This is a genomic window from Janthinobacterium sp. SUN073, assembly GCF_030397665.1.
GTDB lineage: Bacteria > Pseudomonadota > Gammaproteobacteria > Burkholderiales > Burkholderiaceae_D > Janthinobacterium.
Genome location: NZ_JAPUBT010000006.1, coordinates 274,990 through 288,161, shown reverse-complemented (window position 1 = coordinate 288,161; position 13,172 = coordinate 274,990). Strand labels below are relative to the sequence as shown.

Annotated in this window: 14 protein-coding genes; 9 read left to right on the top strand and 5 right to left on the bottom strand. The window is 61.8% G+C overall.

From position 1 onward, the window contains the following. Nucleotides 1-52: 52 nt before the first annotated feature. Nucleotides 53-1,078, bottom strand: coding sequence for a CDP-6-deoxy-delta-3,4-glucoseen reductase (locus tag O0882_RS18420; RefSeq protein ID WP_289950287.1), 1,026 nt, complete (start codon nucleotides 1,076-1,078; stop codon nucleotides 53-55). Between the two features lie 12 nt (nucleotides 1,079-1,090). Between O0882_RS18420 and O0882_RS18415 the strand changes: the two genes are divergently transcribed. The 4 genes from O0882_RS18415 to O0882_RS18400 all read left to right on the top strand — a co-directional run bounded on the left by O0882_RS18415 (nucleotide 1,091) and on the right by O0882_RS18400 (nucleotide 3,311). Next, nucleotides 1,091-2,008 carry an SDR family oxidoreductase gene (locus O0882_RS18415; RefSeq protein ID WP_289950286.1) on the top strand — a complete coding sequence of 306 codons (918 nt, stop codon included), beginning with the start codon at nucleotides 1,091-1,093 and terminating at the stop codon, nucleotides 2,006-2,008. An 83-nt stretch (nucleotides 2,009-2,091) separates the two neighbouring features. Next, complete coding sequence (locus O0882_RS18410) at nucleotides 2,092-2,352, top strand: hypothetical protein (protein ID WP_070257479.1); 261 nt, start codon at nucleotides 2,092-2,094, stop codon at nucleotides 2,350-2,352. Between the two features lie 207 nt (nucleotides 2,353-2,559). Then, entirely contained in the window at nucleotides 2,560-2,829 is a 270-nt protein-coding gene (locus O0882_RS18405; RefSeq protein ID WP_289950283.1) for a hypothetical protein, read from the top strand. Nucleotides 2,830-3,071: 242 nt separating this feature from the next. Beyond that, nucleotides 3,072-3,311, top strand: a complete 240-nt coding sequence (locus O0882_RS18400) for a hypothetical protein (protein WP_029496207.1) — start codon at nucleotides 3,072-3,074, stop codon at nucleotides 3,309-3,311. A gap of 81 nt (nucleotides 3,312-3,392) precedes the next feature. Here O0882_RS18400 and O0882_RS18395 read toward each other — a convergent pair whose 3' ends face one another. The 3 genes from O0882_RS18395 to O0882_RS18385 all read right to left on the bottom strand — a co-directional run bounded on the left by O0882_RS18395 (nucleotide 3,393) and on the right by O0882_RS18385 (nucleotide 8,096). Then, the gene (locus O0882_RS18395) at nucleotides 3,393-4,079 is read right to left on the bottom strand and encodes a hypothetical protein (RefSeq protein ID WP_289950282.1); all 687 of its coding nucleotides are present in this window, start codon (nucleotides 4,077-4,079) and stop codon (nucleotides 3,393-3,395) included. 188 nt (nucleotides 4,080-4,267) lie between these two features. Further along, the gene (locus tag O0882_RS18390) at nucleotides 4,268-6,127 is read right to left on the bottom strand and encodes a CHASE domain-containing protein (RefSeq protein WP_289950281.1); all 1,860 of its coding nucleotides are present in this window, start codon (nucleotides 6,125-6,127) and stop codon (nucleotides 4,268-4,270) included. Nucleotides 6,128-6,329: 202 nt separating this feature from the next. After that, on the bottom strand, nucleotides 6,330-8,096 hold the full coding sequence (locus O0882_RS18385) for a glutamine--tRNA ligase/YqeY domain fusion protein (RefSeq protein WP_289950280.1): 1,767 nt from the start codon (nucleotides 8,094-8,096) through the stop codon (nucleotides 6,330-6,332). A gap of 161 nt (nucleotides 8,097-8,257) precedes the next feature. Between O0882_RS18385 and O0882_RS18380 the strand changes: the two genes are divergently transcribed. The 4 genes from O0882_RS18380 to O0882_RS18365 all read left to right on the top strand — a co-directional run bounded on the left by O0882_RS18380 (nucleotide 8,258) and on the right by O0882_RS18365 (nucleotide 10,840). Then, nucleotides 8,258-8,551 (top strand): DnaJ domain-containing protein, encoded by a 294-nt coding sequence (locus tag O0882_RS18380; protein WP_010395442.1) that lies wholly within the window; start codon nucleotides 8,258-8,260, stop codon nucleotides 8,549-8,551. A gap of 103 nt (nucleotides 8,552-8,654) precedes the next feature. Continuing rightward, entirely contained in the window at nucleotides 8,655-9,167 is a 513-nt protein-coding gene (locus tag O0882_RS18375) for a hypothetical protein (protein WP_289950279.1), read from the top strand. After that, nucleotides 9,157-9,948, top strand: coding sequence for a hypothetical protein (locus O0882_RS18370; RefSeq protein ID WP_289950276.1), 792 nt, complete (start codon nucleotides 9,157-9,159; stop codon nucleotides 9,946-9,948). The genes O0882_RS18375 and O0882_RS18370 overlap by 11 nt, the downstream gene beginning before the upstream one ends. Nucleotides 9,949-9,967: 19 nt before the next feature. Then, nucleotides 9,968-10,840, top strand: a complete 873-nt coding sequence (locus O0882_RS18365; protein WP_099760373.1) for a hypothetical protein — start codon at nucleotides 9,968-9,970, stop codon at nucleotides 10,838-10,840. Nucleotides 10,841-10,886: 46 nt separating this feature from the next. Here the strand turns inward: O0882_RS18365 and O0882_RS18360 are convergent, their stop codons facing one another. Further along, the gene (locus O0882_RS18360) at nucleotides 10,887-11,789 is read right to left on the bottom strand and encodes a LysR family transcriptional regulator (protein WP_289950272.1); all 903 of its coding nucleotides are present in this window, start codon (nucleotides 11,787-11,789) and stop codon (nucleotides 10,887-10,889) included. A gap of 103 nt (nucleotides 11,790-11,892) precedes the next feature. Between O0882_RS18360 and O0882_RS18355 the strand changes: the two genes are divergently transcribed. After that, nucleotides 11,893-13,167 (top strand): MFS transporter, encoded by a 1,275-nt coding sequence (locus O0882_RS18355; RefSeq protein ID WP_289950270.1) that lies wholly within the window; start codon nucleotides 11,893-11,895, stop codon nucleotides 13,165-13,167. The last annotated feature ends 5 nt before the right edge of the window (nucleotides 13,168-13,172 follow it).

Below are 13,172 nucleotides of genomic sequence, written 5' to 3'. Positions count from 1 at the left end.
TGGCGGCAGCGGGCGCCGCGCCAGCCGCGTCCCGCTGTCCGGAAGGTGATGCTTACTTGGCCAGGTCGGCTTCGGTGGTGAAGGCGTCCGCGTAGAACTCGTCGGTTGGAAGTTTACACAATTGCACGAAATCGCGGTTGGCCGATTCGACGACGATCGGTGCGCCGCAGGCATACACTTGATACGCGGACATGTCGGGCAGGTCGGCCATGACGGCCTGGTGCACGAAGCCCGTGCGGCCGCTCCAGGCATCTTCCGGCAAGGCTTCCGACACGACGGGCACATAGGTGAACTGCGGCAAGTCCGCGGCCCACTGGCGGCACAGCGCATCCATGTACAGGTCGTGCGGACGGCGTGCGCCCCAGTACAGGGTGATCGGGCGCGGGGATTGCTCGTTGATCATGTGCTCGACGATGGCTTTCAGCGGGGCAAAGCCCGTGCCCGAGGCCAGCAGCACGACGGGCTTGTCGGAATCTTCGCGCAGGAAGAAGGTGCCCATCGGGCCTTCGAAGCGCAGGATGTCGCGCTCTTTCATGCTGCCGAATACCTGGTCGGTGAACAGGCCGCCCGGCATGTGGCGGACGTGCAGGCTCACGGGGCCGCCGTCGACGGGCGCGCTGGCCATGCTGTAGCTGCGGCGTTTGTTATCGCGCAGCATGATTTCGATATACTGTCCGGCGCGGTAGTTGAGGCGCTCGCTGGCTGGCAACTGCAGGGTCAGCACGACGACGTCGGGCGCGACTTTTTCGATCGTGGTCACGCGCGACGGCATTTTCTTGATCGGGTAGTCGCTGCTGCCCGCCACTTCGCGCGCCTGCACCACCAGGTCGCCCTGGGGCACGGCGCAGCACAGCAGCGAGTAGCCGGCGGTCGCTTCATCTTCCGTCAGGGAGCGGGCCTGGTATGGCTTATGCTGTACATTGCCGGACACGATCTTGCCCTTGCAGGAGCTGCAGGCGCCACTCTTGCAGCTATACGGCAAGCCCACGCCGGCGCGGATCGCCGCCGACAGGACGGTTTCGTCCGCTTCACAGCTGAATTGGTGGCCGCTGGGCTGAACAGTAATTTGAAAAGTCATACAATCCTTGAGATGAAAAATATGTTAATGCACTCTTTGCGCAAGCCGGTGGGCTTGCCGCGCTTGCTGATCCTGGGTTGCGGCGACGTCGGCATGCGTCTGTTGCCTTTGCTGCGCGCGCGCTTTCGCGTCTTTGCCGTCACCAGCCAGCCGGCGCGTTGCGCGCAGCTGCGGGCGGCCGGCGCCGTGCCCATCGTGGCCAACCTCGACGACCGCGCCAGCCTGAAGCGGCTGGCGGGACTGGCGACGATGATCGTGCACCTGGCGCCGCCCCTGTCGTCGGGCTTGCTGGACCGGCGCACGCGCAATCTGGTCGCCATTTTACCCGAGCATGCACGCCTGGTGTATGTGAGTACCAGCGGCGTGTATGGCGATTGCGGCGGCGCCTGGGTCGATGAGACGCGGCAGGTTGCGCCGGGCAATGCGCGGGCGAAGCGGCGTGTGGATGCGGAACAGGTTTTGCGTGGCTGGGGTGCGCGCCGCGGCGCCAGCGTGGCCATCCTGCGCGTGCCCGGCATCTATGCGGATGATCGCCTGCCCCTGAAGCGCCTGCGCGAAGGCACGCCGGCCCTGGCCGCTGGCGACGATGTGTACACCAACCATATCCATGCCGATGATTTGGCGCGCATCATCGAACGGGCCTTGTGGCGCGGCAAACCGGGACGCGTGTATCACGCCAGCGATGACAGCGAACTCAAGATGGCGGAATATTTCGATGCCGTGGCCGATACGTTTGGCCTGCCGCGCCCGCCGCGCCTGCCGCGTGCCGAGCTGCGGCAAGTGGTCACGCCGATGCTGCTGTCGTTCATGTCCGAATCGCGCCGCCTGCACAATACGCGCCTCAAGCACGAGCTGGGCGTGCGCCTGCGCTACGCGCGCGTGGCCGATGCCTTGCAGTCGCTGTCCGCCGATACGGTCGGCATCGGGTAAAATGACCGGTTATCTGCGCACTTTGCCGGACCGGTGCGCAGCGCGCCGTTGCGGCGGCGCGCCATTCACTTAAGGACTACAGCATGAGCACCCTCACTTACGAAGAATACCTGGACGAGGTCACCACCGTCCTGACGGAACTGTATGACCTCGACGACGACGCCGCCATCAAGCTGGTCGTGGCGGCGCAGGATGCCGAATTTTTTGTTCCGCACGATGCGCATGAGGAAATGCGTACCGCCGAGCAAGCCAAGAAAGATGCGGTCACCCTGTTCGAGCGCAAGCAGAATCGCCAGCAAACGCAGGAAAAACAGCAACAGCGCGTGCGCCAGCAAAAGAAATAAGAGCCAGCCATCGGCCGCCAGGCCGCTGGAGCATGGTGCAGTGTGGGCTTCGGCGCAACACCGGGGCCTTGCCATTTGATGCAACGCAAACGCATCTTGGCGAGCTGGCGATATGGTGAGCAAAGTCGTCACGCGTCCTGGCTAGTTGTGGTGGACTCGGCATCTACAATTAGCGCGACGCAGTTTCCCCGTTAGCAGGAGCGATCCATGCGAGCTACGAGTCACCCCAGCAAGGAACAGGTGCGCGCCTATATGCGGCGTCGCGAACGTGCGCTGCAGCCGCCACCGCCGCCCGATGAAATTCGCCGGCAACTGGCCTGGTGCCGCGTGGACGCCTTCCCCGGCACCTGCCTTCCGGCCACCCCGGCCGGCGTGGCCGCGCAAGGCTGGCATTTATCCGCCGACATGGCCCGCCTGGGCACACTCATGGCGATTGCCTGGCTGATGCGCAGCAGTGTTCTTCATTGTAAAAATTGATGACTTGCAGCAAATTTTTCCGATTTGGGTTATCCTCTAGCACATTCCAAGTGCGTCAATTCTCTTCAATTATCACAATTTTGCTTTAAGTTACGCAAAAATCAACAATAGCGTGTATTATATTGTTTGTGGCGTAAAGGCCGCATAAGTGATGGCGCTTTTTAGTGTGTTTACCCTGAATTATTGCAGAAGAGACATTCGGTTTCTTTTTGCCTTAATACAACAAGTACGGATTTTTGATCATGTCTCTCAAACAAATTACCTCTTTGCCTACCTACAACCCGAATCGCGTCCTTGATGCGATCATCGACAAGCTGCAACTGAAAAACGATGCCGCCCTGTCGCGCGCGCTGGAAGTGGCGCCACCGGTCATCAGCAAGATTCGTCACAACACCTTGCCGATCGGCGCCACGATCCTCATCCGCATGCATGAAATCAGCGATTTCAGCATTCGTGAACTGCGCGAGTTGATGGCTGCCTAAGAGCGCCTGACAGACGGCAAACTGAGAGGTGCCGTCTGGGTACGTCAGGCTTGCCGCGTGCGGCAGCCACATCTGTTTTTGCTATTGCGGTTCGCGGTTCAACACCGGACGATCGACATAGAAACGCCCCATTTCCAGGCTGGTCGAAGACGACTTGAGCACCGCTGCTGCCAAGGTGGCGGGCGCGCCGGAAAATGCCGTGCTGGCAGCGCCCGTCGCGCGGCCCGAGTACGCTGTCGCCTGCACCGCTGCACCGGAAAACGCCGTCTGCACGGCCCGGCCCGAGTACGCTGTCGCTTGCACTGCGGCACCGGAAAATGCTGTTTGTACAGCCCGTCCCGAATACGCCGCCTGTACTGCGCGCCCCGAATACGCCGTTTCTGCGCGGATATAATCTTCCCCGAACGTTTGCTCATACAGCTGCTTCATGCGCTCGCCCACGCGCTGGTGTGCCGCTTCGTCGTCTTCGCCGCGCAGGCCGATGTACGGAAAGTGATGCAGGAAGTAGCCGAACACCTGTTCGCAGTCCGCCGCATATTTCAGGGTGTCGAGGATGTGGTAGTGCCAGAAGGTATCGACGTCCATCAGTGGCGCTGTTTCTTCTTGCGGAAACTGTTTCATCAGGATCAGAAAGCGCCGGTACTCGAACTCCACCGCATTGGCCTTCTCCAGGCTCCATCCTTCGCCTGACTCCCGGTGCATCAGCTTGACTTTGATCGCGTCCAAATTCAAATTGGCAATTGCCTTGAAACTGTCGTTCGTATCCATGAATGTCCTTGTGGTAAAGAGCGTTGTGGGAAATACAGTGCAACAAGGGAGAGTGGTGGGTGTGTACTCCTGGTAAATAGTCGAGGAATGCCTGGCGCATGGCGGGCAGGCGCTGAGTTGTTCTACATCAATATTGCATCAAATGACAAAATACGCAAGCTGAGCTTGTTTCAAGCGGAGCGCGCCTGTCAGGCGCTGGCGCGGCCATCTTCCTGGTAGGGAAATGCCGTGGCGTCGGCGCCCAGCGGCACGCTGACATGCACGCTCATGCCGGCGCCAGGGCTGCTTTCGATGTAGAAAGTGCCGCCCAGCAACTTGATGCGTTCCTCGATGCCGACCAGGCCAAATGAGCCCTGCTTGTTGCGTCCGTCGATGGCCGCGCCCACGCCGTTGTCGCTGATGCTCATCGATACGGTGTCGCGGCACTTTGCCAGCTTGACTTGCACGCGGCTGGCATTGGCATGCTGGGAAATATTGCTGAGTGACTCTTGCAGGATGCGGAACAGGGCCGTGGCGCATTGATCGCTGAGGCAGATGTCGTCATGGCTTTCGCTGATTTCGCAGGCGATGCCCGTGCGCTGACGAAATTGCGCCACCTGCCATTCGACGGCCGCATTCACGCCCAGGTCCAGCACGGTTGGACGCAAGTCGTTGATGATTTGCCGCACGCTTTTAATCGTGGCGTCGATCTGTTCCAGGGTCGAACGGGCGCGCGCGTTCAGGTGCGGATGGCGGCGCTGCGTGCGCGAGGCCAGCATGTCGGCGTCGATGCGCAAGACCAGCAGGTTCTGGCCCAGGTCGTCGTGGATTTCGCGCGCGATGCGCTTGCGCTCCTCTTCCTTGATCTGGTCGGCGTGGGCCGCCAGGCGGCGCAGTTTCTGGTGCGACAGCTGCAGGCGGATCTGGCTGGCGCGCAATTCCGCCGTCATGCCCGTCGCCATCTGGATGGCGCGCCGGCGCGACGACGCCAGGGTGTGAAACAGCAGGTACAGCAGCATGGCGCTGGCAAAACCGGTCATCAGGGCCAGCCACGGCAGGAAGGCATCGAAGCGCGTATACAGGTCGCTCTTGCGCACGCTGAACAGCGCTTGCCACGCGCGGCCATTGTGCTCGATCAGCATCGTGCTGCTCAGATAGCGGCCCGAGTTGCCGGGTAGCCACCATGGCGCATGCATGCCCGCCGTGGTGCTGTCGAAGATGGGGCGCATGTCGTGCGGCAGCTGCAGCGGCAAGTCCGGCTGTTCAAGCGCCTGTGGGCCAATATCGAACAGGGTCAGGCGGACATTGTGTACCGGCATGTCGGCCAGCGCGCTGCGCATCATCGTCACCAGGTCGTAGCCGATGCCGACGGAACCCTGGTAGGCCGCGCGCCTTTGCTCCACCGTGCCGGTCGGCATGCCGAAGCGGTACACGGGCAGGCGCATGGCCATGCCCGTCAACTGCGGCCGGCCTTCCATCGGCACGGGGGCGCCGGAATTGCAGATCTGTCCGGTATCGCGCGACTGTTCCAGCGTTTCGGCGATCAGGGGCCGCGAAGCGATGTCATAGCCATACTTTTCCGCAGCGCTGGCAATCGGCTCGATGTAGACCAGCGCGGAATAATGGGGGCGCGGGCCGGGCGGATGGATGGCAAACGCCGGATAGCCGTCGCGCCCGGGCGGATAGTCGCGCTGCATGGCCGCTTCGAAGGCGGCGCGCTGCGACTCGTCGAGTTCCTGGCTGTAATTGAGATTCATCACGCCCGGGTAGTTTTGTTGCAAGGCGAGGTTCGCCACGTAGCGGTGGAATTGCTCGCGGCTCACGTGTTCGTTGGCGTGGAACAGGCTGGCCGTGCCGCGCAGCAGGTTGGTATACGACTTGAGGCGCGATGCGATGTTTTTCTGGGTATTGCGCGACAGATTGTTGAATAGCTCGCTGGCATCGTTTTCGATCGACAGCGAGGCGGCCATGTAGAACAGCAGGCCCACCATCATCGACATCACGACGCCGATCAGCCACTGCGGCCTTTTCTCCAAGGATAACTGTTGTTCACCGGCAGTAGAGGACATCGCCATCCGCATCAGGAAGAGGAATCGGGTGCCGCCTGTGTGCTGGAGGCTGTACCAAGTTGCATAATCACTATCAGCATTGCAAATTGCTCAATAGCTGCCTAATATACAAAATTATCGTGAATATAGTCAACAGGCAATATTTCTGTTGGGAACGAAAAAAAAACCGCCGCAGCGGTTTTTTTGTGAGCAACATGACGGCTTATTTTGCCGGCTGCCAGCTGTCTTTCAGGGTGACGATGCGGTTGAAGACGGGCTTGCCCGGCAGGCTGTCGACCCGGTCGGCCGCGAAATAGCCGTGGCGCTCGAACTGGAAGCGCTGTTCCGGCTGGGCCAGTTCCGCGCCCGGTTCCAGCCACGCTTGCACCACTTCCTTGGCCAGCGGGTTCAGGGCCAGCTTGAAGTCCTTGCCGCCCGCGTCCGGCTGCGGGTCTGTAAACAGGCGGTCGTACAGGCGTACTTCGGCGGGAATCGCCGTCGGCGCGCTGACCCAGTGCATATTGCCCTTGACCTTGTAGGTCGAGCTGCCTTCGGTGCCCGACTTGCTGTCTTCAAAGTAATTGCAATGCACGGCGATGACTTTACCGTTTTCATCCTTGTCGTAGCCCGTGCATTCGATCACGTAGCCATAGCGCAGGCGCACGCGGCTGCCCGGCTTGCCGTCGATCGGCGGATACAGGCGGAAGTAACCCTTGTTCGGCACTTCCATGAAGTCGTCTTCCTCGATCCACAGCTCGCGCGAGATGGGGAAGGTGCGCAAGCCCCGTTCCGGGAAGTGCGGGTGCACGGGCGCCGTGCATTCCACGCTCTCGTTTTCAGGGAAATTGTCGATGATCAACTTCAACGGACGCAGCACGGCCACCGTGCGCGGCGCCTTCGGGTCCAGGTCTTCGCGCAAACAGCCTTCGAGCACGCTGTAGTCGATCCAGCCGTCGGACTTGGTCACGCCCGTGCGTTCGCACATCAATTGAATCGCTTCCGGCGTGTAGCCGCGGCGGCGCATGCCCACCAGGGTCGGCATGCGGGGGTCGTCCCAGCCGTCGACGATGTGCTCTTCCACCAGCTGGCGCAGCTTGCGCTTGCTGGTGACGATGTAGGTCAGGTTCAGGCGCGAGAATTCGAACTGGCGCGGCACCGGTTGCTGGAAGAAGCCGCCGGCCGACAGGGTTTCCAGCAGCCAGTCGTAGAATGGGCGGTGGTCCTGGAATTCCAGCGTGCAGATCGAATGCGTGATGTTTTCCAGCGCGTCCGAGATCGGGTGCGTGTAGTCGTACATCGGATAGATGCACCAGGCGTCGCCCGTGCGGTGGTGGTGCGCATGGCGGATGCGGTAGATGGCCGGGTCGCGCAAGTTCATGTTCGGCGAACTCATCGCATCTTCGCTCATCTTCGCGCGCAGGATGTGCTCGCCATCCTTGAACTGGCCGGCCTTCATGGCGCGGAACAGGGCCAGCGATTCGTCGCGCGGACGGTCGCGGAACGGCGAATTTTTGCCGGCCTGGCCGAAATTGCCCCGGTTGGCGGCCATGTCTTCGGCGCTCTGGCTGTCCACATAGGCAAAGCCGGCCGTGATCAGGTACTCGGCCATCGCGTACAGCTGGTCGAAATAGTCGCTTGCGTAGTGCAGGTGGCTCTGGCCATCGGCATGCTTCGGTTCCCAGTCAAAGCCCAGCCATTTCACGCTGTCCATGATGGTGTCGACGTATTCCTGCTCTTCCTTCGCCGGATTGGTGTCGTCGAAGCGCAGGTTGCACTGGCCGGCGTAATCGCGCGCCAGGCCGAAGTTGACGCAGATCGACTTGGCGTGGCCCACGTGCAGGTAGCCGTTCGGCTCCGGCGGGAAACGCGTGATCACCTGGGGCAGACCGGGACGCACGTGGGCGCCGGCAGCCAGGTCGGCTTCGATGATGTTACGCAAGAAATTGGGCGCCAGCGCTGGCGCGGCGGTATTCGGTTTATCGTTGCTCATTGATCAATGCGGAAGAGTGACAGTAAAAAGCATTTTACCGTACCGCAAGCGCTTTATAAGCACGTATTTGCCCCCATATCCAGCATGCAAGCGACGCGGGCGCCGTTCTATAGGATAATCTGCCTTTAATTAGCAAACAAATCGTGACCCCGGAGCCATTTATGGAAAATTTATATAACGTCCTCGGTGTCGCGCCCAATGCCAGCGACGATGAAATCAAGAAGGTTTACCGTTCGCTGGCCATGCGCTTCCACCCCGACCGCAACCAGGCCCCCGGCGCCGAGGCGCGCTTCAAGAGCGTCACCAAGGCGTATGAAATCCTGGCCGACCCGGCCAAGCGTGCCGAATACGACCAGAGCGTGAACCACCGCATCATCATCGATCCGGAAGCGGAAGCGTATGCCCTGTGGTGCGGCGTGTTCCGCTTGCATGGCACCGTCCTTCCAGCAGACTGAGTCTGCCGGCAGCCGCCACCGGGCGGCCTGAATGACATTTAAAAAACAACAACGGCGCTTTTATGTCGATAACAGCGCCGCGCATTACATTGGAAAGCACAGCATGAGAAGAGTACACCCTGAATTCGCGTACCAGTCGCGCGAGCTGGAAGGCCAGATCGACGGCATCCTCGGCGACCCGCCAAACCGCAAGAACTACAAAAGCATGGTTGACGCGCTGGTGAGCGAGTACGCCAGTGGCGGCGGCATCGAAGACGTGAATATGCTGGCCTTCGCGCTGGTCGACCACATCACCTTCAGCGACCCGAAAGGCTTGCTGGCCGAAAGCGAAGACTACGAATTCGGCGACCCGGCCCGCGTGTTTTCCATGGCCACGTGCGCCGCGCCGGAAGCGGCGAAGATGTATGCCGCCATCGAAGAGAGCTTCCCCGACCTGGCGCGCCAGGCCATCATCACGGCCTTTTTGCACAAGAACCCGCGCCTGTGGGACGACGACGACCAGTCGCTCGACCAGCTGGCGGCCAATGACGACGGCGACGACGAGATTGATGACGACGAAGCCACCGACGATTTCGCCCAGATGTTTGACCAGGATGGAGATGACCATGGCCGATAACAAGGATGAACAAAAAAGCAACCTGCCCGCGCTGACCAAGCAGGTCATGGAATTGGTGCTGTCCGGTTCGCTGGGCCACGCCGAGCAGGCGTTTGCCGACGCGGCCGACCAGTACGGCGATCTTGCCGTGGTGGAAGTGCTCAATGCCATCCCGCCGCAAGTGACGGCGCTGCACCTGGCCGGCTTTGACGGCGGCAAGATGTCGCTGGCCACCTTGCTGGTGCCGCCGAAGGCCTGGGCCGACAGCCTGGCCTTCATCGCCGCCACCTGGAGCGACGACCAGATCGAGGACGATCCGGAACGCATCGCCGAGTCGCTGTTCGCGCACATCCACGGCGTGGTGTTTTCCACCGACGACGCCGAGCGCCGCCGCGAGCTGCTGCTCGAAGCGTCCGCCACCGACTGGGGCGCCACGGCATTCGCCATCCTGTTCTCGATGGCGCCGAAGGAAATCCTCGAAGTGGCGGGAGAGATCGTCATCAAGGGACCGTACGTGACGGGCGTGACCTCGTCCGACAACGACGTCGTGCCGCTGGCCATCGAGCTGGCGCAAGCGAATGAAGACGGCTGGGATCGTTCGCTGTTCGAACTGTTCCCCGACTTCCGCCACAGCGCCGACCTGGCCGATGCCGAATTCTCGGACGACCCGGACGAAGAGCCGACCATGTTGCAGCGCAGTACCAAGGAATTGCTGTACCGCCTGCGCAAGCAAGTACCGAGCACGCGCAGCGCGCCGCGTTCCAGTACGCGCCGCAGCCTGGGCACCGGCATTTTCTCGTAATGAAAGCAGGGAACGTCTAATGCTGCCAGCAATTGTTGTAGAGAATCTTCCGCGCCTGGTGCGCGCCATCAAGCTGTTGCCGAACGACCCGCGCGAGGATGCGGCGCTGGACCTGGCCGACGAGTTGACGGGCATCACGGCCATGGTGGCCGAAAAGTTCACGAATGAACGCACGGCCGACGGCATCCAGAAAGCGCTGTTCCTGACGGTGGGCGGCGTGTCGCTGGGCCTGGAGCAGGCCGTCACGCATGAAGGCGACCAGGCCGCCCTCGATTTCCTCGTCGAGCACGGCGCCGAGCACGCGTTTCAGGTGGGCTTTCGCCTGATCAAGGAATTGTCGCAGCTGCCGGAAGATGCCCTCGTCGGTGAATACGACCAGGACCCCGTCTACCTGCAGCGCCGGCTGCGCGAGCTGTTCATCGATATTTGCCAGGCCGACCCGAACCAGAACTGGGCCGGCTATGAAAAGTATGCGCTGCAGTTGCAACAGCGCAAGGAAGTGCAAGCCGTCGTGCGCCTGGCCAGCTGGCTGCGCCGCCACCATGACAATGGCCCCGTCAGCGACAGCGACCTGAATGCCGAGGGTGTGATTGCCGTGGCCATCATCTTCGCCATCGAGGGCGGCGGACGCATCATGGCGCGCACGGGGCAAAAGGAGTTTGAACGCTTTGTGCGTTCCGTGCGCAAGAACAAGCCCGACTTCGAGGAAGGCTGGGCCGCCCTGGTGGCCAAGGTGCCCGTGCAGCATCATCCGGTGTTGCTCGACCGCATAGAATCCTACCGCCGCAGCTGCACTGTCGTGCATAAAATCCTCACGCGGGCCAGCATGAAAAGCCTGTTCGAGGACCTGGAAAATTATGCGGGTTCGGAGTTGGACGCGGATTATTCGTGACCGCTGGTGTCGGATTACGCGGCGGCTTCGCCACCGCTAATCCGACCTACGCTCCCCCTTCCAGCGCCGCTGCCTCGGCCAGCTTGACGAATGCCGCCACCAGCGGCGACGTCTCTTCTTCCCGTTGTGCCAGTAACAGACTGGTGGTCGCCTGCGGGTCGGCGATGGGGCGGTAGCACACGCCATCCATGCGGATGCGGTCGAACGAGGCGGGCAGCACGGAAATGCCGCAGCCGGCCGCCACCAGGCCGATGATGGTCGACGCTTCGCCCGCTTCCTGCGTCACCTGGGGCACGAAGCCTGCCGCCTTGCACAGGCGGAAGATCTGCGGATAAATCCCCGTGCCCGCATCCTTGGGGTACATCACAAAACCTTCGCCCGCCATATCGGCAATGGCAATGGCCTGTTTTGCCGCCAGCGCGTGGGCGACGGGCAGCACGAGGAACAGCGGGTCCTGGCGCAATTCGGTGAGGCGGATGTCGTCCGGGTACGTCGTTTCCGGCGGGCGCACGAAGCCCAGGTCCATCGTCCTGCCCGAGATCGCTTCCAGCTGATGCAATGTCGCCATTTCATGCAGGGTCAAGGTGACGTGCGGAAATTGCTGGCGGTAGCGGTTGATGACGGTCGCGAAATACGGCGTAAACGGCGTGGAAAATGTAAAGCCGATGCGCAACTCGCCCGCTTCGCCCCGCTGCGCCCGGCGCGCCGTGACGGCCGCCTGCTCCGACAGGGCCAAGATGCGCCGCGCATCGTCGAGGAAGAGCGCGCCCGCCTGCGTCAGGCGCACGGAGCGCTTGTTGCGCTCGAACAACTGCGCACCGAGTTCCGCTTCCAGCGCCTGGATTTGCTGGCTCAGCGGCGGCTGGCCGATGTGCAGGCGCTCGGCCGCGCGCGTGAAGTGCAGCTCTTCGGCGACGGCGACAAAGTAACGCAGGTGGCGTAGTTCCATATAAGTAATATTTTAAAAGTATGAGTTGGGCCTTGAATATATATTGGACGATATGAGTTGGCAATCCTAAGATGAAGACTCGCTTCCTTTCCGAAACACGGCCATGTCTGATTCATCGCTTGCCTTTGCCCCCGCCGCACCTTCCGCCATCCCGGTTTCTGCTCCCGCTCCCCGTTCGGCTATCGCCAAGGGATCCATCGAATTCAAGCGCAGCAACCGCGCCCTGTTCTTCGGCGGCTTTTCCACCTTCAGCTTGCTGTATTGCATCCAGCCCCTGTTCCCGCTGCTGTCGCACCAGTTTCATCTGACGCCGGCGCAAAGCAGCTGGTCCTTGTCCGTGTCGAGCGGCTTGCTGGCCATTTCCTTGGTGCTGCTGAGCGCCGTCTCGGACCGGGTCGGGCGCAAGCCGCTGATGGTGGCGTCGATGTTTTCCGCCGCCATCTTGACGATCTTGTCCGCCTTCGCGCAGGATTACGCGCAATTGCTGGCGATTCGTGCCGCGCTGGGCATCGCCCTGGGCGGCATGCCGGCCGTGGCCATGGCCTACCTGGGCGAGGAAATCGAGGGACCGTCGCTGGGCCTGTCGATGGGGCTGTATATTGCCGGTAGCGCCTTTGGCGGCATGTCGGGGCGCTTGATCGCTTCCATGCTCAGCGATTTCCTCTCGTGGCGCTGGGCCCTGGGCGTGCTGGGCGTGGCCGGCGTGCTGGCGGCGGCGGAATTCTGGCGCAGCCTGCCCGCATCGAAAAACTTCGTGCCCAGTACCCGTGGCTGGAATGCCTTGCCGCACGCGATAAAACAGCATTTTTCCGACCGGGGTTTGCCGTGGCTGTTCTGCCTGGCCTTCGTGCTGATGGGTTGTTTTGTCAGCCTGTATAACTACATCGGCTACCGCCTGCTGGCCGCACCGTTCAACTTGCGCCAGAGCACGGTCGGCTTGCTGGCCTTTTTGTACCTGATCGGCATCTTCAGCTCCGTCTGGGCGGGCCGCCTGGTGGACCGCCTGGGGCGCCGCGGCGTGCTGTGGATCATGCTGTCGGTGATGCTGGCCGGCATTTTGCTGACCCTGTTCGATTCCCTGCCGCTGATCGTCATCGGCATGGCGCTGGCCACGTTCGGCTTCTTTGCCTCGCATTCGATCGCCAGCAGCTGGGTCAGCCGCCGCGCGCGCGCGCCGCAAGCGCTGGCTTCGGCCTTCTATCTGCTGTTCTATTACCTTGGTTCCAGCCTGATCGGTTCCGCCTCGGGCATGATGTGGGGCTTCGACGGCTGGACGGGCGTCATCATCATGCTGGGTCTGTGCCTGGGCGGCGGCGTGCTGATCGCCTTGCGCTTGCGCCATCTGCAACCGCTGGGCGCGCGAGAAGCGGTGGGCTGAGGCGG

Excerpts from the sequence above, each read along its gene's own strand:
- O0882_RS18405 (WP_289950283.1), top strand. The coding sequence starts at position 2,560 with ATGCGAGCTACGAGTCACCCCAGCAAGGAACAGGTGCGCGCCTATATG.
- O0882_RS18380 (WP_010395442.1), top strand. The coding sequence starts at position 8,258 with ATGGAAAATTTATATAACGTCCTCGGTGTCGCGCCCAATGCCAGCGAC.
- O0882_RS18360 (WP_289950272.1), bottom strand. The coding sequence starts at position 11,789 with ATGGAACTACGCCACCTGCGTTACTTTGTCGCCGTCGCCGAAGAGCTG.
- O0882_RS18395 (WP_289950282.1), bottom strand. The coding sequence starts at position 4,079 with ATGGATACGAACGACAGTTTCAAGGCAATTGCCAATTTGAATTTGGAC.
- O0882_RS18390 (WP_289950281.1), bottom strand. The coding sequence starts at position 6,127 with ATGTCCTCTACTGCCGGTGAACAACAGTTATCCTTGGAGAAAAGGCCG.
- O0882_RS18370 (WP_289950276.1), top strand. The coding sequence starts at position 9,157 with ATGGCCGATAACAAGGATGAACAAAAAAGCAACCTGCCCGCGCTGACC.
- O0882_RS18385 (WP_289950280.1), bottom strand. The coding sequence starts at position 8,096 with ATGAGCAACGATAAACCGAATACCGCCGCGCCAGCGCTGGCGCCCAAT.
- O0882_RS18415 (WP_289950286.1), top strand. The coding sequence starts at position 1,091 with ATGAAAAATATGTTAATGCACTCTTTGCGCAAGCCGGTGGGCTTGCCG.
- O0882_RS18365 (WP_099760373.1), top strand. The coding sequence starts at position 9,968 with ATGCTGCCAGCAATTGTTGTAGAGAATCTTCCGCGCCTGGTGCGCGCC.
- O0882_RS18420 (WP_289950287.1), bottom strand. The coding sequence starts at position 1,078 with ATGACTTTTCAAATTACTGTTCAGCCCAGCGGCCACCAATTCAGCTGT.
- O0882_RS18355 (WP_289950270.1), top strand. The coding sequence starts at position 11,893 with ATGTCTGATTCATCGCTTGCCTTTGCCCCCGCCGCACCTTCCGCCATC.
- O0882_RS18410 (WP_070257479.1), top strand. The coding sequence starts at position 2,092 with ATGAGCACCCTCACTTACGAAGAATACCTGGACGAGGTCACCACCGTC.
- O0882_RS18375 (WP_289950279.1), top strand. The coding sequence starts at position 8,655 with ATGAGAAGAGTACACCCTGAATTCGCGTACCAGTCGCGCGAGCTGGAA.
- O0882_RS18400 (WP_029496207.1), top strand. The coding sequence starts at position 3,072 with ATGTCTCTCAAACAAATTACCTCTTTGCCTACCTACAACCCGAATCGC.